We start from the raw sequence: 19,286 nt of genomic DNA on the forward strand, positions 1-19,286 counted from the left end.
ATAAAATATAATCGATAACTTTAAAAGTATATTTGTAACAATTTATATAAAACTGCAATGACTGTTTGGATACTATTTATTATCGGAATTATTGTTTTTTTAGCTTTGGATTTGGGCGTTTTTAATAAAAACCCACATGTTATAAGTTCTAAAGAAGCTGGTGTTTGGACCTTGGTTTGGGTGTCGCTATCTTTTGCTTTTTCCGGTGTTGTTTACTGGTTATATAGCGGCGGTGTACATATTGATAATCCCGATGGATTATTGCCGCATGACGCCATGATTAAATACATTACAGGATATTTAATTGAACTATCATTAAGTATTGATAATATATTTGTTATTGCTATTATTTTTGCTGCTTTTAAAATTCCACCTATGTATCAGCATCGTGTGTTGTTTTGGGGAATTTTGGGTGCTGTTGTTTTTAGAGGACTCATGATTTTTTTAGGCGTTATGCTGATTAATAAATTTTCATGGATGACATATATTTTTGGTGCTTTCTTAGTGTTTACAGCGCTTAAAATGTTGTTCAAGAAAGATGATCATCACTTTCATCCCAAGGATTCTTTTGTGTTTAGATGGCTTAAAAAAATTATGCCGGTTACAACAGAAATCGATAGTGAGCATTTCTTTGTAAAACGGAAACATATAACTGCAGCAACGCCTTTATTTGTCGCTTTAGTTGTTATTGAAGTTATGGATGTTGTATTTGCAATAGACAGCGTACCAGCTATTTTGTCTATTACCTCCGATCCATTTTTAGTATTTAGTTCTAATATTTTCGCCATTTTAGGCCTTCGTTCTATGTATTTCTTTTTAGCAAATATGCTGGAACGATTCAGTTATTTGGAATACAGTTTAATTGCTATTTTATCTTTTGTGGGTATTAAAATGCTAATTGTACATTACTTTAAATTCCCAGAATGGATTTCATTAGGATTTATTGGTATGGCGCTTTTGGTAGGGATTTTGGTGTCTCTTGCCAAAACAGATAAGTCAGATAAACTTTCAGTATAAAATACTCTTCTGTTTTAAAAGTAAACATGGTTTAATAAAAACAGGAATTTTGAATGTATTAATTCGCCATTTTTATTTTAGAAAGATAATACCCTAGTTTCTAAATCTCTTTTTATTTGTGAAGTAAGGTTTATTTAGTTTTTGGTGTCATTTAATATTTCGCCATAGCGCATCGTACCTTTCTCTAAACTTTCAGAAAGCGATTTCAACCAAATAAGTTGGTTGGATATTAAATAGGCCTCCTGTAAATGGTGAAGCGTTTTTTTACTTATTTTAGTATAGCCTTTTTGAATGTTTTCATCTCTGGTTAGCGATAGCTCATGATACGTTTTTAATAGTTTTTCTTGCGCATCTTCAATGGCCTCTGGATCTGTGTTTTTAAGTGGCGTAATGCCTTCTAATAAATCGCAGGACATTTGTAGCGTATTCGATATTTTCAAAACTATAGCATCAAATTCTTTTGAAACTGGTGTCGTTTTATGATTAATAATAAAACTTCCAATAGCGGCAATTGCCGAAACCATGGTTTGGTTTAAAGTAACCAAATTGTAAATTAATTGGAATTCTTTTTGTTTCGATTTCGGATCTTGGGTAAGACGTTGAAATGCTGCATTTAAATTACTTACAGCTAAAAACACTTCTTTTCTAGCGATTTTATAAGTTAATTGATTTTCATTTTTATCATGATATAATTCCTGCGTTGCTAATAGATAATTTTTATTCTTCTTTAAAGCAGTAAGTAATACTTCTTTTAAATTATTAGTTTCCCAACTTGGCCATATGGTATAATTAGCTACCACAGCAATAACGGCGCCAATAACGGTATCTATAACACGGTACTGAATAACTTGAAAAGCATCAGGATGCATTAATGAATAAACAAAAATGATGTTGATGGTAATTAATGCTGCTCCCGATTTATAGTTCTGCTGAATTAAGGCAAAAGCCAGTGTTAGGGATATGATGGATAAAACACCATAAACAATAACGTTTTGCGTTATAAGCACAATGCCAATCGCAATAGCTGCTCCAATTAAAGTTCCTATAACACGATCTTTAGAGCGCTCTTTGGTTAAACCATAATTAGGTCTCATAATCACGATTATACTTAAAAGAATCCAATAAGTATTATGAATATCAAGAGCCGTACCCAAAGCAAATCCGAAAACCATGGCAACCGTAAAACGTAGCGAATGTCTAAATAAGGTAGAGTTGAAACTGAAATTTTGGATAATAACATTCAGGCGATATTCTTGTAATGTTAAAAACTGACTACCATCCTGGCGTTTTAAAGACACTTTTGAAGAATCGTAAACATTGGTCATCACACGTCTAATAGATCTAATCTCCTCGAGTAGTTGTTTTTGGTAGTCGTAAAGGTTTTTTAATACAAGTGCGCCTTCACGCGCTTTTGGAAGTTTTACATCTTCAACATAAGTTGAAATAGTTTCGTCCGCTTTCTTTAAGGCTTTTGTTAAGGCATTTTTATTGGGAAGCTTATCATTTTGAATTAATAATTCTGACAACGTAATCAGATGGTTTCCCATGACCTTATTAAGCTTTTTAGCAGCTTTTAAATATTGTTTGTTGTGGCCAAATAACTTGTCTACTTCATCATAATTAATGTGTTTGGCTTCAATGAGTTCAAATATATTGACTGTAGAAATGAAAATAAGTAATTGTTTTTCATCATAATGAGAGCGTCCCGAGCGTTTTCTACCGGTAAAAAGCATTTCTCTTAAGGTTTCATGCTTTTCATTAATCTGTGTTTGCAACAAAAATGCTTGCTGCATAAGTTCTTCGCGCTTTTTATTTTTCGTTAATAGTCTGGCGCGTAGTTTTAAATAATCACCAATAAGAAGTAACGTATCTGAAAGCAATTGATTTTTCTCTTTTTTCGGAGCTAATTTTTGAAATAAGAAAGAAACTAATAAGTACCAAAGTCCACCAACACCCATAAAGCCAATATGCGTAAAGATTTCTAGAGCTGTTTCTTTTTCAATAGCAAAAGCAATTACCATGGATAGTAAGCCAGAGAAAGACACTAATGATGCTCTGAAACCATAAACAGAGAGCAGCGAGACTAAAAACGTTATGATGGCAATGGCAAGCAGTAGAAACGGAAAGTAGGGCTTTAAAAAGAAAATGATAGCTGTTATAAGCATGGTTAAGACAATACTAATTAAAATAGCATTAACTTTTCGTTTTAAACTCCCTGGAATATCACTAGCTGCATTTAAAAAAGCGCCCATTATAATGGGTGGTGCTAACGCTGTAAAGCCTAAAAGGTATAGGATAACTAAGGGCGTTAAAACTGCAAACGTAATTTTAAGCCCTTTATAAAAGTTGGAGCCTTTTAAAAATAGCTCCATATTTTTCAGGTGTTTTTTCAAAATATGGTATCTAATAGGCAAAGATACTTTAATTCATGGATAGACCTTTTTAGAACGGTAAAATTAAATTTAAACTTATATATATTTCGAGAAACTATGTTTCGCAGCTTCTTTTGTGTTTAAAAAGAGTGTAAACTATCAATTCTTCTCGTATTCATTTAGTTGCTTAAACTTTTATAGTTGACATACATTTTTATACCTTTATTCTAAATTTATTTTCCTATATTATAACATTGGGTTGCAATCTAGAACCTACTATTAATAGCAATTTAGTAACAAAATATAATGAAACATACTTATCATGTACATGGCATGACTTGCGGCGGATGTCGCGCTCATGTTGAAGACATACTTTCAAAAGTTGAAGACGTAACCACTGCTGATGTTAATTTGGAAAACGAAGAAGCCACAATTGAAATGGTATCCCATATTCCAATCGAAAAATTTCAAGCAGCGTTAAAAAATGATGGCGGCTCATACAGTATTTATAAACTCGGAGAAAAACCGGATCCTTCCGCACTAAAAAAAGAAAATAAACCAAAAGGTCAAGGCACAGGAACATTTTATTGCCCGATGCATTGTGAAGGTGATAAAACCTATAGCAAACCAGGCGACTGTCCTGTTTGTGGTATGGATTTGGTGGAAGAGCAAAACTTATCAGCTCAAGCAGCTGATCAATGGACTTGTCCAATGCACCCCGAAATTGTTGAGAATGAAGCAGGCGCTTGTTCAATTTGTGGGATGGATTTGGTGCCTATGGAACCCGATTTATCAGCAGAAGAGAAAACCTATAAAAAGCTTCTCAAGAAATTTTGGATTGCTGTAGGCTTTACGCTGCCTATATTTATAATCGCGATGAGCGAAATGATTCCAAATAACCCATTATATCAGGTTTTGGAACAAAAATATTGGAATTGGATTCAGTTTATACTTTCCATTCCAGTCGTGTTTTATGCCACTTGGATGTTTTTTGAGCGTGCGTTTAAAAGTATCAAAACCTGGAATCTTAATATGTTTACATTAGTCGGTATCGGATCCGGTGTGGCGTGGTTATTTAGTCTTTTTGGACTGTTTTTTCCAGATTTTTTTCCTGCTCAATTTAAAACTGATTCGGGTGCTGTACATGTATATTTTGAAGCAGCAACTGTAATTCTGACATTAGTGTTAATGGGACAAGTTCTGGAAGCACGAGCACATGGTAAAACCAATTCAGCTATTAAAGAGTTATTAAAATTGGCTCCAAACAAGGCTATAAAAGTAGTGGATGGTGAAGAAGTTGAGGTTAGTATTGATAAAATTGAAGTTAATGATATCCTAAAAGTAAAACCTGGTGATAAAATTCCTGTAGATGGTTCTTTAACTGAAGGCGAAAGTACAATTGATGAATCTATGATTTCAGGAGAACCAATTCCTGTTAGTAAAGCGGTAGGTGATACTGTAAGCAGCGGAACCATAAATGGGAATCAATCTTTTTTAATGAAAGCTGAAAAGGTGGGGAGCGACACCTTATTATCACAAATTATACAAATGGTTAATGACGCTAGTCGAAGTCGCGCGCCAATTCAGAAATTAGCCGATACTGTATCTGGTTATTTTGTGCCGATTGTGGTAATTATAGCGGTTATAACCTTTGTTGTTTGGTCTATGTGGGGACCAGACCCAGCTTATGTGTATGCTTTGGTTAATGCCATTGCAGTACTAATTATTGCATGTCCTTGCGCATTAGGATTAGCAACGCCTATGTCCATTATGGTTGGTGTTGGTCGTGGTGCTCAAAATGGTGTATTGATTAAAAATGCAGAAGCACTCGAGAAAATGGATAAAGTAGATGTTTTAATTATTGATAAAACAGGAACCATAACCGAAGGAAAACCTACAGTAGAAAAAGTTGGAAGTTTTAGTACTGATTATAGTGATGAAAAAATTCTACAATATATTTCATCTATAAATAAAAACAGTGAACATCCGTTAGCAGAAGCTACTGTTCAATACGGTAAAGAGCAGAATACAGAAATTATAAAAGCGGAGGACTTTAATGCGGTTACAGGAAAAGGTGTCGAAGCTAAAATTGAAAATAAAAAAGTCGCTTTAGGAAACCCTAAAATGATGGAACATGCTGGAGCTGAAATAACTTCAGAAATGCATGACGAAGCACAAACATTTCAGAAACAAGGTAAAACAGTTTCATTTTTATCTATAGACAATATCGTTGTTGGTTATGTGGTAATTGGCGATAAAATAAAACCAACAAGTGCCAAAGCAATTAAGGAACTTCAAGACAAAGGTATTGATGTGATTATGCTAACTGGCGATAATTATGATACAGCGCAAGCAGTTGCAACCGAACTTAATTTAGCCGATTTTAAAGCTAGTATGTTGCCGGAAGACAAGTTGAAAGAAGTGGAAACGTTACAAAATAATGGTAGAATAGTCGCAATGGCGGGAGATGGTATTAACGATGCGCCAGCTTTAGCGAAAAGTGATGTAGGAATTGCCATGGGAACAGGAACCGATGTGGCTATTGAAAGCGCCATGATTACCTTGGTTAAAGGCGACTTGCAAGGCATTGTAAAAGCGCGACATTTAAGTGATGCGGTTATGAAAAACATTAAACAGAATCTGTTTTTTGCATTGATTTATAATACGTTAGGCGTTCCAATTGCAGCAGGTGTGCTATTTCCAATCTTCGGATTGTTATTGTCGCCTATGATTGCGGCTTTAGCTATGAGTTTTAGTTCGGTTTCCGTTATTGCAAATGCTCTACGATTACGCACGGTGAAACTGTAATTTTATTGGAAGTGATTTTAAGGATATAGAAATATTTTTAAATTCGTAAGTATTAATTGAAGGTTTTTATTTGTAACAAATTCGCCAAATAGGCGTCTTATGAATACATCAATTAAAATATTTTAAATAATGATAATGAGAGAAGATAAACAACTATTGGTTTTAACACATTTAAGTCAATTATTAACTTATGTAACCGGTTTTGGTGGATTAGTTGTACCACTTATTATTTGGGTGATGCAAAAAGATAAAGTCATAACAATGGATGAAGAAGGTAAGAAAATAATCAACTTTCAAATTAGCATATTTATTTATGCTATTTTAAGTATTCCAGCTATTTTATTAATTGGTTTAGGAGTTCTTATGCTCATAGTGATTGGTATTATAGCTTTAGTTTTTCCTATTATGAATGCTATTAAAGCGAGTAATGGTGAAGCGACTAATTATCCGCTGTCGATTACGTTTTTGAAGTAAACAACATGAAAGCCGATCTGTATTTTCAATATAAAAAAACGCTCATCCAATAAAGGTGAGCGTTTTTTAGTATAAGAGATTCCTTCTTCCGAAGGAATTATTTTAACTATTTAGCATTACAGGCATAACCAACATAGTTACGTGTTCGCCTTCATCCAATCCATCAACAGGCGTTAAAATACCTGCACGGTTTGGTAAGCTCATTTCTAGTTGCACGTCATCACTTGTTAGATTGTTTAACATTTCCGTTAAGAAACGCGAGTTAAAACCAATTTGCATATCATCACCTTGGTAATCACATGTTAAACGTTCTTCTGCTTTGTTTGAGTAATCAATATCTTCAGCAGAAATATTTAATTCAGCACCAGCAATCTTTAAACGAATTTGGTGTGTTGTTTTATTTGAGAAAATACTCACACGACGAACCGAGTTTAAAAACTGATTACGGTTAATAACTAATTTATTTGGATTCTCTTTAGGAATTACGGCTTCGTAATTCGGATATTTCCCATCAATTAAACGACAAATAAGCTCTACATTTTCAAAAGTGAATTTTGCGTTAGAGTCGTTGTATTCAATCTTAACATCATCATCACTAGACGCCAAAATACCTTTCAATAAGTTTAAAGGTTTTTTAGGCATAATAAACTCTGTTACTTCAGATGCTTGTACATCAGCTCGAGAATATTTAACAAGTTTATGAGCGTCGGTTGCTACAAAAGTTAAACCTTCCGTAGAGAACTGAAAAAACACACCACTCATTACAGGACGTAAATCATCATTACCAGCAGCGAAAATAGTTTTGTTAATAGCGGTTGCTAAAATATCACCATTTAAAGTCGTTGCCGATGCGTCTTCCAAGGTTACTGGTTTTGGGAATTCAGCACCATCAGCATATGCTAAAGCATATTTACCGTGATTAGAGCTGATTTCAATGGTGTTATTTTCTTCAACAACAAAAGTCAAAGGTTGCTCTGGGAACGTCTTTAAAGTATCTAATAACAGTCTTGCAGGAACTGCAACGCTACCATTATTGTCACTTTCCACTTGAAGTTTAGAAGACATCGTTGTTTCTAAATCGCTAGCAGATATAATAAGTTCAGTTTCGTTTAATTCAAATAAGAAGTTATCTAAAATAGGTAAGGTGTTCGAACTGTTTATAACACCACCAAGAACTTGTAATTGCTTCAGTAAATAGGTACTTGATACTATAAATTTCATCTATGTAAAATGCGTTTGTGCGTTCGTAAAAGTTAATCATACAAATATATCCTAATCCGATTAATATAGGAAACAAACTTATTAACAAATCATTCCATTGAAAAAGGGAATATCATTAATAAATTAAGGCGCTCTTTAGCGTATTTCCGCTTCCTAAAGAAGTTAAACAAAAACCAGAAATCACCTAGAACACTACTGGTAGAACGATATTTATTACCTGTTATTTCGTTTATTCTGTAAGTGCTTTTTTTTAGTCTAAAAAAGCTATATAAATATCTTTGGATCGAATGTTTATAAGTCTATTATCGTCTAATCGCTAAATTCCTGCTAAAGTAGAAGTCCACTAATCAAAATGAACAAGATATTTAATTCGATCAAACTACTTCAAAAAAACACCAGGGAGCTCTGATCTATTGATGAAGAATGGCATTTAAGTTAACAGCGTTTATTTTGCGTATTTGCGCTTCCTGAAAAAGTTAAATAAAAACCCAAAAACTGCTAAAAAGAATAATGGTAAGACAATATTGATCAACTGCTATCTAAATTCCTGCGAAAGCAGGAATCTCCTAAATAAAATGATTAAGATATTTAATTCAATCAAAAATCATCAGGGAATCCCGATCTGTTTGTAATGAATCGCATTCAAGTTAAAACAGCGTTTATTTTGCGTATTTGCGCTTCCTGAAAAAGTTAAATAAAAACCCAAAAACTGTTAAAAAGAATAATGGTAAGACAATATTGATCACTTGCCACTTTGTCTTTTCTTCCGAAACTTTCTTATAGTCTAAAAAAGCTATTGAAATATCTTTAGATCGAATGTTTAAAAGTCCATTATCGTCTAATAGGTAATTCACGGCGTTTAGAAGAAAATCTTTGTTACCATAACTTTGACCTGTCCAACGGTCGAAACCTAATTCTAATGGACCATTTCTGCCTATATCATTTTTAATAACATCACCGTCCGCAATGACAATCATCTTAGTGGGTTTACTCGTATTTATAAAGTTTGAAACCTCAAAAGGTTTTACACGATTATTGTAAACCGATGTAAATTCACCCTCTAATAATACCGCTAAATTTTGCGGACCACTAACATATTGTTTCGGATTTGGTTCTTCATTGGTCATCTCTAAACTAATTTCGCGTGGTGTACCATCAACTCGAGTTAGTAATGAACTTTGCAGTAAAACAGTTTTCTTAACGTTGTTTTTTAGCGTGTCGATTTGATTAGCAAAATCGAATTTTATTAAATTCAGATTATTAACAATCGGGTGTTTTGAGGTAGCATTTACCAAAGGCGAGTAATACCAAGTTAGTTGTTGAAATTGCGCTTCGCTACCATCACCAGTCGCTAAAGTAATAGGAGCCGAGTAGAGGTCGTTAATCAATACAGGATTGACTCTAACTCCGTATTTAAAGAAGAAATCAGTCATATTTAAATCGCGGGCTACGGCAATATTTTTTCCAGATGCATTGTACAAGCTATCTTGTTCAATAGCGACTCTATCCAATAGCCATAAGCTTTTTCCACCAGACATGGTAAATTGATCCAGCACCAATTTTTCGGCTTCATTGAAGGCTTCGGTTGGTTTTGCTGAAATAACTAAATCGTAGGATTTTATATCTTCTAAAGTTTTCTGTGGATTATTTTGAACACTATCTAAAGTGAAAGCTGCGATATAGTAATAGTCTTTTATGGTTTTTACAAAGTCGAAAATCTGACCATCATTCAACTGATTATTACCTTTTAAAATGGCTATTTTTCGTCGCTTCGGGTTCACCAATTTACTAAACCCATCCGCAAATGCATATTCTAAATGCTGAATGGAATTACTGGCAAGCTCTTGCACACTCGCTCCAATTTTGTTTTTTATTAATGGAATTTTAACGGTTTCATTATTATAGCTCGCCAAAGCCCAAGGGAAAATAACTTCCTGACTCGATTTTCCAGCTTCCTGAACTGTTACTTGCATAGGTTTTAAGCCACGTTCATTTAATTGCTGAATGTTTTGTTCTCGTGAAGCAGAGTCTTCCAAAGGATTGACAAAATTGAAATGAATCTGGCTGTTTTCCGCTTTAAATTCTTCTAGCAATTGACGTGTTTCTGTTTGCAGCCGTCTAAATTCTGAAGGTAAATTGGTACCATCTAAAAACACATCAACAATAATGGGAGATTTAACCAATGCTACAATTCCACTAGATGCTTCACTTAAAGTGTAACGTTTATCTTGGGTTAAATCGAAACGTTGATAAAATCCGTGTGTAAGAATATTCAATAACAACAATGCTATTGGCATAACTAAAAATTTTCCTAACTCCTTTTTATGAAATGGTTTCGTGCTAATATATCGAACAGTAAAAATTAGAAAAACTAGAATAACACTAATAAAATAAAGTAAATCGCGTGTATCAATGACGCCTCGACTAATGCTTTTATAATGGGCACTCATGCCTAGTTGATCGATAAAATTGCTCGATGTGAAATCGGCAATACCTTCCATACCAATATAAAAGAAAAAACATAAAAATATAGCGGTAATAAAAGCAACAATTTGATTGTCGGTTAAACTAGAAGCAAAAATGCCAATAGCCGTATATGCTGCGGCTAAAAAAAGCAAACCTAAATAGGAACCTAATGTGCTTGCAAAATCGATGTTACCAGTAGGATTTCCTAATTTGTAAACCGTATAAACATAGAGTAGAGTAGGTAGTAATGCTAATAGAATAAGTATAAAAGCACCTAAATACTTTCCTAATACAATTTTAAATAAACTTACGGGTTTGGTAAGCAGTAACTCTAAAGTGCCTTGTTTTCTTTCATCTGAAAAACTCCGCATGGTAACCGCTGGAATCAGGAATAAAAGAATCCAAGGTGCTAGTAAAAAAAAGCTAGACATATCGGCAAAGCCATTGTCCAAAATATTGAATTCTCCTTTAAAGAGCCAAAGAAATAGTCCATTTAACACAAGGAAAATGGCAATCACTAAATAGCCAATTGACGAAGCGAAAAAGGCGTTTATTTCTTTCTTGAGGATTGCAAGCATATTTTTTTGTTTTTTCATGGACACTCGCAAGTGGCCCTTGCCAACTTTCAGGACACTCGCGCGTATCCCGTACTGCTAGCTATTTTTTCTATTCTAACGATTCTAATTTATCCACACTCCAGGCTTCAGGTTTCATATTAAAGAGGGGCTTGGTAACCGACCAAATTTCTTTAAATAAATCGGAATGACGGTAATTTTCTAAATCTGACTCTGTTTTCCAGTAACTATAGGTGAAAAATATGTTGATGTTATTTTTATCTCGATATAATTCTAAAAACTCACAACCTTCAAAGTTCCGAATGGCTTTTTTATTGGTTTCAAAATTCTCTAAAAACGTCTTAATATGTTGGTCTTCAAAACCTAATTTTACAATGCGTACAAGCATAATTATTCTTTTATAAAATTAACAGTTATAGTATCCATTAGACCCAAGCCTAAAAGAGATGATGCGCTTCCTACTGTTTCTGGATTACTTTTATATACGGCAATTTCAATATAACCAGCAGAGTTAAAAATTACCATTCCGCGGCCTTCTATATTGCGCTTTTCAGGAACTATATCGTGATACAAAATATCACTATATTTATTAAAAATGATATCAAAAGTCTTATTTCTTGCTGAAATTTTGAAGGCACGACCACGTTGTATCTTTTCAAAAAAAGTGCGTTTTATATTAGTAATCACATTTCCGTAATTATCAATGTAAATAACATGTCCAATTATATAGGATTGTTCATCATTAACAAAAGGTGTAAGATTCTGTATGGGCTTGATGGCATCAATAACTTTTCCAACAACTTCTAATGTACCACCACGAGCTATATGGCAGGCAACTTTTACAAACACATCTAAAACGGGGAAACTTGTTTCTATTTTATCGTGAATGTTTATTTCAACAATTTTTTCTGGTGCTATTTCAGCACAAATCATACTCATTATTCCATTATTAGCACAAATGAAAAAGTGACCATCTAACTTTACTGCAATGTGTTTATTTTCCTCATGTAACTCGGAATCCACCCCAATGATATGAATAGAGCCTTTGGGAAAACTACTGTAAGCATTTAAAATAATATATGCGGCTTCGGGAATACTAAAAGGAGAAATAGAATGCGAGACATCAACAACGGTTACATCTGGTAATTCGCTATATATAGCGCCTTTGGTCGCACCAGCAAAGTGATCTCTCACTCCAAAGTCAGTTGTTAATGTAATTATTGCCATTTAGAATTGTTGATGATTTTTTACACAACACGAATTAAAATTGCGTATTTTTGTTTAAGCACAAAACTAATAAAACTTAATAGATAAACTTAATTAAATCTCCTAGCTTTTGAATGAAATCGTAATCGAACTTGAAGAGGTATCACCAAAGGACTTTTTTGGTGCTCAAAATGTTAATATAGAACTCCTTAAAAAATATTTCCCTAAATTAAAAATTGTTGCCCGAGGTAATAAAATCAAAGCCTATGGTGATGAAGATATGCTGGAAGAATTTGATAGGCGACTAAATATGCTTTTAGAACATTATATGAAGTATAATAAACTTGATGAAAACATCATGGAACGTGTTTTAACTAGTGATAGGAAAGAAGATTATACTACAAGTGATAAAAGTGGCGAAGTAATTGTACATGGTGTTAATGGCCGACTAATTAAAGCGCAAACTGCAAACCAACGCAAGCTGGTAGAAAGTATGCGTAAAAATGATATGGTTTTTGCAATTGGTCCGGCTGGAACAGGAAAGACCTACACAGGTGTAGCTTTAGCTGTTCGTGCGTTAAAAAACAAAGAAGTTAAACGTATTATTTTAACTCGTCCAGCTGTGGAAGCTGGTGAGAATTTAGGGTTTCTTCCGGGCGACTTAAAGGAAAAGTTAGATCCCTATATGCAACCGCTTTATGATGCCTTGCGCGATATGATTGCTCCCGAAAAACTAGCACACTATATTGAAAATGGCACCATTCAAATTGCGCCTTTAGCTTTTATGCGCGGTAGAACTTTGGATCATGCGTTTGTTATTTTAGATGAAGGTCAGAATACAACTCATGCCCAAATGAAAATGTTTTTAACACGAATGGGTAAAGATGCTAAGTTTTTATTGACTGGCGATCCCGGACAAATTGATTTACCCAGACGTACGGTATCCGGTTTAAAGGAAGCCTTACTCGTTTTAAAAAATGTAGAAGGTGTTGGCATGATATATTTAGATGAAAAAGATGTCATTCGCCATAAACTGGTTAAAAAGGTTATTGAAGCATATAAAAGTATTGAGAATATTGATTAAAATTAGACCCGTAGGGGTCACTGGCGTAGGCGTCACTCGCGAGTGAACCCTACTAATGGCTTTTATGTTTTCATCATTTCCACTGATACTCAACTTGTTGTTGGTTTTTTACTGTAATTGTATAAATTTTGTAGGAAATCCTGTAACTTTTTGAATCTCATCTTACGGATCTTTGTAGTATAACTATAAAACAAAAGAAGATGAAAAAAATATTTTTATTAGCAGCATTAATAGGATTCAGTCCTATTTTCTCACAAGAACGCGATCAGATCAGAGAACGCGATGAAATTTCACCAGATAATTCATGGCTAAAAGTAGGGATCACCGGAGGTGTTCCTGTCGGTGATGCAAATAATGCTTCGTCATTTGCCTTAGGGGCAGATATTAGAGGGCAGTATTTGTTTAATCCTAATATAGCAATTGGTATAGCTTCTGGTTATACGAACTATTTTGGAAAAGATGGTTTTGATGATTTTGGCGTTATTCCAGCTGCTGGTTTCTTCCGTTATTACTTTACTCCAAGCGGTCTGTTTTTAGGAACTGATATTGGGTATGGATTTGTTACCAATGTTGAAAATAACGATGGTGGATTATATGTTAATCCACAAATAGGTTATCACAACAGAGATTGGAACATCTATGCGTATTACCAAAACACGTTTTTAGAAACCGATATGGACATACAAAATGTAGGGGTTGGTGTTACTTACAACATCAGATTCAACTAAATCACCACATAAATTACAGCAAAAAAGGAGAAATTTTTATTTCTCCTTTTTTTATTTAGAATTGTTTGACAAACAAATTACATTTGCAAAACAAACAACAGACTACTGCTCATGAACACAATTACTGATACCAATTTTAATTTTCCAAAGCAAAAAAGCTTGTATAAAGGAAAAGTTCGCGAAGTTTATAACATTAATGATGAGCAACTGGTAATGGTTGCCACCGATAGATTAAGCGCTTTTGATGTAGTTATGCCAAAAGGTATTCCATACAAAGGTCAAATTCTGAATCAGATTGCTGCTAAAATGATGAAAGCGACAGAAGATTTGGTTCCAAATTGGCTTATTGCTACACCAGATCCAAACGTAGCTGTTGGTCATTTGTGCCAGCCTTATAAAGTTGAAATGGTAATTCGCGGCTATTTATCGGGTCATGCAGCAAGAGAATACAAAGCTGGAAAGCGACTAATTTGTGGAGTTTCCATGCCAGAAGGAATGAAAGAGAATGACAAATTCCCAAATCCTATTATCACGCCGGCTACAAAAGCAGAAATAGGAGATCATGATGAAGATATTTCACGAGAAGATATTTTAATAAAGAGTATTGTTACGGAAGAAGATTATCTAGTTTTAGAAGATTATACGCGTAAACTATTCCAACGCGGTTCTGAAATAGCAGCGTCACGGGGATTAATTTTAGTGGATACTAAGTATGAATTTGGAAAAACAAAGGATGGAAAAATTGTGTTGATTGATGAAATCCATACCCCTGATTCCTCGCGATATTTTTATGCCGATGGCTATCAAGCACGTCAAGATAATGGTGAAATACAAAAGCAGCTATCTAAAGAATTTGTTCGCCAATGGTTAATTGCAAACGATTTCCAAGGTCTACAGGGGCAAACGGTTCCATATATGAGTGAGGAATATATCCAATCGGTTAGCGAACGTTATATAGAGTTATATGAAAATATTACTGGAGAAGCTTTTGTAAAAGGCGATTTGTCGGATATTCAGAATAGAATTAAAAATAATGTAGAAAACTATTTGAGTAAATAGTGATTTCAGGCCATTAAATAATAAAGAACCTTACTGATTTTAGTGAGGTTTTTTTATGGTTATTTTTTAAAATTAGAAATTAATTCATCAAAACCTTTTCAGTTACCCGTATCCCAGAATTAAAATCGGTGCCATAAAAAATAACGAATTCAGGTTTTACGGAGGTTCCTAAAAATCCATCTTTAAGCTGAACAAACATCTTGTCCAAATACATTTTATGTTTATTAACGGTGACATAAATTCTAGCTCCTTTAATTTTAGTGTAGTTCAGATAAAAGAACAAATCCTCTGTAGCGGCTAGATGAAACTTCCATAAATTTGTTTGTGAATCGACTAATTCCATGCCATAGGCCAGTCTTTTCTGTAAGTTACTCAAAGGCTCTTTTTCGGCATTTTCCGTGTAAACTATGCGATATTCATTAATTGGTTCTAAAGCGTTAATAGTTCCGTTCTTTATATTCGCATCATACACATAGGTATTGTGATTGTTGCTATGTTGAATATAGAAAAGGCGTGATTTTGTTTTTTTAGGTTCGGGATAACCGGTTTGTGAAAAGCTACTTAAGAAACAAAGATATAGTATAAATAAAGCAAGATGTTTTTTCATTTAGTAGAATTTTTTGTTTTTGAGAATTACTCAAAATATGGATGCCGAAATATGTCGGGTACTTGCGCAAGGCTTTTGTGTTTTATAAGTTTTTTCAGAATTAATTCTATTGTTGAATATCAAAGTTAACTCTTAATTTATAAAATGCGAAAAAACAATTAGATTGAATAGTTTAAACTTTTAAAGATTTCCTGATAAGTTGAAATTACTTTGTTATATTTATATCGACTAGATTATTTATGGAACAACTCAATAAATTTATTTCCGATTTTGCCTCTCTTGCTTGGGGTTTACCCTTGCTTATTTTACTGATTGGCGGTGGATTTTACCTGCTTATTTTATCGCGTTTTTTGCCTTTTCGGTTCTTTTTACATGCTATTCACGTACTTACTGGGAAATATGATAATCCAGAGGATCCTGGAGAAATTACACATTTTCAGGCTTTAACCACAGCATTGTCCTCTACCATTGGCATGGGTAATATTGCAGGTGTGGCCGTAGCTATTTCAATTGGTGGTCCAGGAGCTGTTTTCTGGATGTGGGTAAGTGCCGTTATTGGAATGTCCACTAAATTTTTCACATCTACATTAGCAATTATGTATCGTGGTAAAGATAGTGCTGGTGAATTGCAAGGAGGTCCCATGTATTTTATTACGGAAGGTTTAGGTAAATCATGGAAACCATTAGCCGTTTTTTTTAGTATTGCCGGATTGGTTGGTGCTCTGCCAGTTTTTAATGTAAATCAATTAACCCAAGCTATTAATGATATTTTATTAGTACCCAATGGTGTTGAAATTAGTTTTACTTCAAATTTAACTATCGGTATTGTTTTAGTGGGAATCACATCTGTGGTTATTTTAGGTGGTTTAAACCGCATTAGTAAAACCGCTTCTAAATTGGTTCCAGGTATGGTGTTGTTATATTTTGTTTCTGTTTCTATAATTCTTATATCAAATTACGAAGTGGTACCCAGATATTTGAGTCTCATTTTTACCGATGCATTTAGTGCCAGTTTTTATAAAGGCGATACCTTTTTAGGTGGTGTCGTGGGAGGTTTAATGTTATTAGGTATTCGTCGGGGCGCATTTTCCAATGAAGCCGGAATTGGTACAGCACCCATGGCTCATGGGGCAGCCAAAACATCGGAGCCTGTTCGTGAGGGTTTGGTTGCCATGCTTGGCCCAGCTATCGATACTTTAATAGTTTGTACCTTAACTGCTTTAGCTATTTTGGTAACCGGTGTTTGGCAAACTACAGACGCTAACGGCGTGAGCTTAACAGCGTCTGCATTTGGTAGTGCTATGCCGGGTTTTGGGAAATATTTACTGTTGATTTGTATTGCAGTTTTTAGTATTTCGTCCTTGTTTTCTTATTCGTATTACGGTAGTAAATGTTTGTCATTTTTAATTGGCGCCGACAAAAAACATTATTATAATTATGTTTATATCGTGAGTATTCTTTTGGGCGCGACAACGTCTTTAAGTATGATGATTAATTTAATTGATGGTTTTTTTGCGCTTATGGCATTTCCAACCATGTTTACCACGCTTATGCTGGCGCCTAAAGTTATTAAGGAAATTAAAGCTTACAAAAGACGCACGTTTCCATAAGAGAAATAATTCGTCCTATTATTTTTAATAGTAGGATATAGATGTGTTTTAACAAAGGATTTTTTAATTCCCAATTAGAATTGTTAAATTTAGTAGCATAATAAACTGTATATATGAGTAATTATCACATCAAGCATTTAGAAGAATACTATCAGATTTATAGAAAATCTATTCGTGAACCAGAGAATTTCTGGGAAGAGGTGGCTGAAGAGCATTTTGTATGGCGAAAAAAATGGGATAAAGTTTTAAGTTGGGACTTTTCTAAACCCGAAATTAAATGGTTTGAAGGTGCCAAATTAAATATTACAGAAAATTGTATCGATAGACATCTTGTTACGCGCGGAAATAAAACAGCAATTTTATTCGAGCCAAATAATCCAGATGAACCTGCCGAACATATTAGCTATAATGAGTTACATGAGCGGGTAAATCAAATGGCAAATGTGTTAAAAGATCACGGAATTAAAAAAGGAGATCGTGTTTGTATTTATGTGCCTATGATACCTGAATTGGCGATTTCTATTCTGGCCTGTGCTAGAATTGGTGCCATTCATTCAGTAGTTTTTGCTGGTTTTTCTTCAACAGCATTATCAACTAGAATTAATGATTCCGATTGCAAAATGGTAATTGCTGCAGATGGTTCATACCGTGGTGCGAAAACTATCGATTTAAAAGGTATTGTTGATGAAGCTTTAGAGAGTTGCCCAGGTGTAGAATCCGTTTTAATGGTAAAACGAATTAATTCGGATATTAAAATGAAAAAAGGTCGCGATAAATGGTTGCAACCTTTGTTAGATGAAGCTTCAACGCAATGTCCAGCCGAAATTATGGATGCTGAAGACCCTTTGTTTATTCTCTACACTTCAGGCTCTACAGGAAAACCCAAAGGCATGGTGCATACTACAGCTGGATATATGGTTTATACAGCCTATTCTTTTAAAAATGCTTTTCAATATCGTGAAAATGATGTTTATTGGTGTACGGCCGATATTGGTTGGATTACCGGACATAGCTATATTGTTTATGGACCGCTTGCAAATGGAGCGACAACCGTTTTATTTGAAGGTATACCGAGTTATCCCGATTTTGGACGTTTTTGGGATATAATTGATAAACATAAAGTAAATCAGTTTTATACAGCGCCAACAGCCATCCGTGCCTTGGCAAAACAAGGTTCCGAGCTAGTAGAAAAATTTGATTTATCATCAATTAAAGTATTAGGTTCCGTAGGTGAACCTATAAACGAGGAGGCTTGGCATTGGTATAATGATAATATTGGTAAAAATAAAAGCCCCATTATTGATACCTGGTGGCAAACCGAAACTGGCGCCATCATGATTACGCCTATTCCGTATGTTACACCAACCAAACCCACTTATGCCACATTACCTTTTATTGGCGTTCAGCCAGCAATTGTTAATGAAGCAGGTGAGGAATTAAAAGGTAATCAAGTAGAAGGGCGTTTGTGTATTAAATTTCCTTGGCCAAGTATGGCTAGGACAATTTGGAGAGATCATAAACGCTATAAAGAAACATATTTCTCAACGGTTAAAAATATGTATTTCACAGGTGATGGTGCTTTGCGTGATGAAGTTGGTTACTACCGAATAACAGGCCGTGTGGATGATGTTATTATTGTTTCTGGACATAATTTAGGAACCGCTCCAATTGAAGATGCTATTAATGAACATCCAGCTGTTGCGGAGTCGGCTATTGTAGGTTTTCCTCATGAGATTAAAGGAACTGCTTTATATGGTTATGTTACGCTTAAAGATGCCGGTGAAGGTCGGATTCATGATAACGTAAGAAAGGAAATTAACCAACTAATAACGGAACGTATTGGGCCGATTGCTAAACTGGATAAAATACAGTTTACGCAAGGTCTTCCTAAAACGCGATCTGGTAAAATTATGCGTCGTATTCTTCGAAAAATCGCCGAAAGAGACACCTCTAATTTAGGGGATATCAGTACGCTGCTAAATCCAGAATGTGTGCAAGATATTATTGATGAGGCTCTATAAATTGTATGTTTGGTTCGTCTTTAGGGATGGTACTTTAT

At 34.4% G+C, this 19,286-nt stretch carries 14 protein-coding genes; 8 read left to right on the forward strand and 6 right to left on the reverse strand.

The genetic code is table 11. The features are described 5' to 3' along the window. Window positions 1-57 precede the first annotated feature (57 nt). Window positions 58-1,017 carry a TerC family protein gene (locus BZARG_RS13560; RefSeq protein ID WP_008639361.1) on the forward strand — a complete coding sequence of 320 codons (960 nt, stop codon included), beginning with the start codon at window positions 58-60 and terminating at the stop codon, window positions 1,015-1,017. Between the two features lie 134 nt (window positions 1,018-1,151). Here BZARG_RS13560 and BZARG_RS13565 read toward each other — a convergent pair whose 3' ends face one another. After that, window positions 1,152-3,389 carry an FUSC family protein gene (locus BZARG_RS13565; RefSeq protein WP_008639401.1) on the reverse strand — a complete coding sequence of 746 codons (2,238 nt, stop codon included), beginning with the start codon at window positions 3,387-3,389 and terminating at the stop codon, window positions 1,152-1,154. A gap of 306 nt (window positions 3,390-3,695) precedes the next feature. Between BZARG_RS13565 and BZARG_RS13570 the strand changes: the two genes are divergently transcribed. Then, window positions 3,696-6,197, forward strand: a complete 2,502-nt coding sequence (locus BZARG_RS13570) for a heavy metal translocating P-type ATPase (protein ID WP_008639365.1) — start codon at window positions 3,696-3,698, stop codon at window positions 6,195-6,197. Between the two features lie 135 nt (window positions 6,198-6,332). Further along, entirely contained in the window at window positions 6,333-6,671 is a 339-nt protein-coding gene (locus BZARG_RS13575; protein WP_008639331.1) for a DUF4870 domain-containing protein, read from the forward strand. 102 nt (window positions 6,672-6,773) lie between these two features. On the opposite strand, the gene dnaN is transcribed toward BZARG_RS13575, so the two are convergent. The 4 genes from dnaN to BZARG_RS13595 form a co-directional block, all read right to left on the reverse strand. Next, entirely contained in the window at window positions 6,774-7,892 is a 1,119-nt protein-coding gene (dnaN, locus tag BZARG_RS13580; protein WP_008639347.1) for a DNA polymerase III subunit beta, read from the reverse strand. A gap of 659 nt (window positions 7,893-8,551) precedes the next feature. After that, window positions 8,552-10,936, reverse strand: a complete 2,385-nt coding sequence (gene gldG, locus BZARG_RS13585; RefSeq protein WP_008639366.1) for a gliding motility-associated ABC transporter substrate-binding protein GldG — start codon at window positions 10,934-10,936, stop codon at window positions 8,552-8,554. 88 nt (window positions 10,937-11,024) lie between these two features. Next, complete coding sequence (locus BZARG_RS13590) at window positions 11,025-11,321, reverse strand: putative quinol monooxygenase (RefSeq protein ID WP_008639346.1); 297 nt, start codon at window positions 11,319-11,321, stop codon at window positions 11,025-11,027. Between the two features lie 2 nt (window positions 11,322-11,323). Then, window positions 11,324-12,160 (reverse strand): SAM hydrolase/SAM-dependent halogenase family protein, encoded by an 837-nt coding sequence (locus BZARG_RS13595; protein WP_040288850.1) that lies wholly within the window; start codon window positions 12,158-12,160, stop codon window positions 11,324-11,326. 109 nt (window positions 12,161-12,269) lie between these two features. On the opposite strand from BZARG_RS13595, the gene BZARG_RS13600 reads away from it, so the two are divergent. From BZARG_RS13600 to BZARG_RS13610, 3 genes are all read left to right on the forward strand, one after another. Continuing rightward, the gene (locus BZARG_RS13600) at window positions 12,270-13,223 is read left to right on the forward strand and encodes a PhoH family protein (protein ID WP_008639385.1); all 954 of its coding nucleotides are present in this window, start codon (window positions 12,270-12,272) and stop codon (window positions 13,221-13,223) included. 200 nt (window positions 13,224-13,423) lie between these two features. Then, on the forward strand, window positions 13,424-13,951 hold the full coding sequence (locus BZARG_RS13605) for a hypothetical protein (RefSeq protein ID WP_008639379.1): 528 nt from the start codon (window positions 13,424-13,426) through the stop codon (window positions 13,949-13,951). A 111-nt stretch (window positions 13,952-14,062) separates the two neighbouring features. Continuing rightward, window positions 14,063-15,010 carry a phosphoribosylaminoimidazolesuccinocarboxamide synthase gene (locus tag BZARG_RS13610; protein ID WP_008639339.1) on the forward strand — a complete coding sequence of 316 codons (948 nt, stop codon included), beginning with the start codon at window positions 14,063-14,065 and terminating at the stop codon, window positions 15,008-15,010. 79 nt (window positions 15,011-15,089) lie between these two features. On the opposite strand, the gene BZARG_RS13615 is transcribed toward BZARG_RS13610, so the two are convergent. After that, complete coding sequence (locus BZARG_RS13615) at window positions 15,090-15,617, reverse strand: DUF4833 domain-containing protein (protein ID WP_008639370.1); 528 nt, start codon at window positions 15,615-15,617, stop codon at window positions 15,090-15,092. A 239-nt stretch (window positions 15,618-15,856) separates the two neighbouring features. On the opposite strand from BZARG_RS13615, the gene BZARG_RS13620 reads away from it, so the two are divergent. Then, window positions 15,857-17,227 carry an alanine/glycine:cation symporter family protein gene (locus BZARG_RS13620; RefSeq protein ID WP_008639327.1) on the forward strand — a complete coding sequence of 457 codons (1,371 nt, stop codon included), beginning with the start codon at window positions 15,857-15,859 and terminating at the stop codon, window positions 17,225-17,227. A 113-nt stretch (window positions 17,228-17,340) separates the two neighbouring features. Continuing rightward, window positions 17,341-19,248 carry an acetate--CoA ligase gene (gene acs, locus BZARG_RS13625; RefSeq protein WP_008639350.1) on the forward strand — a complete coding sequence of 636 codons (1,908 nt, stop codon included), beginning with the start codon at window positions 17,341-17,343 and terminating at the stop codon, window positions 19,246-19,248. Window positions 19,249-19,286 lie beyond the last annotated feature (38 nt).

Origin of the sequence: Bizionia argentinensis JUB59, from assembly GCF_000224335.1 — a bacterium.
In the GTDB taxonomy this organism is placed as follows: Bacteria; Bacteroidota; Bacteroidia; order Flavobacteriales; family Flavobacteriaceae; genus Algorimicrobium; species Algorimicrobium argentinense.

Coding starts and splice junctions, on each gene's coding strand:
- BZARG_RS13605 (WP_008639379.1), top strand. CDS start 13,424: ATGAAAAAAATATTTTTATTAGCAGCATTAATAGGATTCAGTCCTATT.
- BZARG_RS13620 (WP_008639327.1), top strand. CDS start 15,857: ATGGAACAACTCAATAAATTTATTTCCGATTTTGCCTCTCTTGCTTGG.
- BZARG_RS13560 (WP_008639361.1), top strand. CDS start 58: ATGACTGTTTGGATACTATTTATTATCGGAATTATTGTTTTTTTAGCT.
- BZARG_RS13590 (WP_008639346.1), bottom strand. CDS start 11,321: ATGCTTGTACGCATTGTAAAATTAGGTTTTGAAGACCAACATATTAAG.
- dnaN (WP_008639347.1), bottom strand. CDS start 7,892: ATGAAATTTATAGTATCAAGTACCTATTTACTGAAGCAATTACAAGTT.
- BZARG_RS13615 (WP_008639370.1), bottom strand. CDS start 15,617: ATGAAAAAACATCTTGCTTTATTTATACTATATCTTTGTTTCTTAAGT.
- BZARG_RS13610 (WP_008639339.1), top strand. CDS start 14,063: ATGAACACAATTACTGATACCAATTTTAATTTTCCAAAGCAAAAAAGC.
- BZARG_RS13575 (WP_008639331.1), top strand. CDS start 6,333: ATGAGAGAAGATAAACAACTATTGGTTTTAACACATTTAAGTCAATTA.
- BZARG_RS13565 (WP_008639401.1), bottom strand. CDS start 3,389: ATGGAGCTATTTTTAAAAGGCTCCAACTTTTATAAAGGGCTTAAAATT.
- gldG (WP_008639366.1), bottom strand. CDS start 10,936: ATGCTTGCAATCCTCAAGAAAGAAATAAACGCCTTTTTCGCTTCGTCA.
- BZARG_RS13570 (WP_008639365.1), top strand. CDS start 3,696: ATGAAACATACTTATCATGTACATGGCATGACTTGCGGCGGATGTCGC.
- BZARG_RS13595 (WP_040288850.1), bottom strand. CDS start 12,160: ATGGCAATAATTACATTAACAACTGACTTTGGAGTGAGAGATCACTTT.
- acs (WP_008639350.1), top strand. CDS start 17,341: ATGAGTAATTATCACATCAAGCATTTAGAAGAATACTATCAGATTTAT.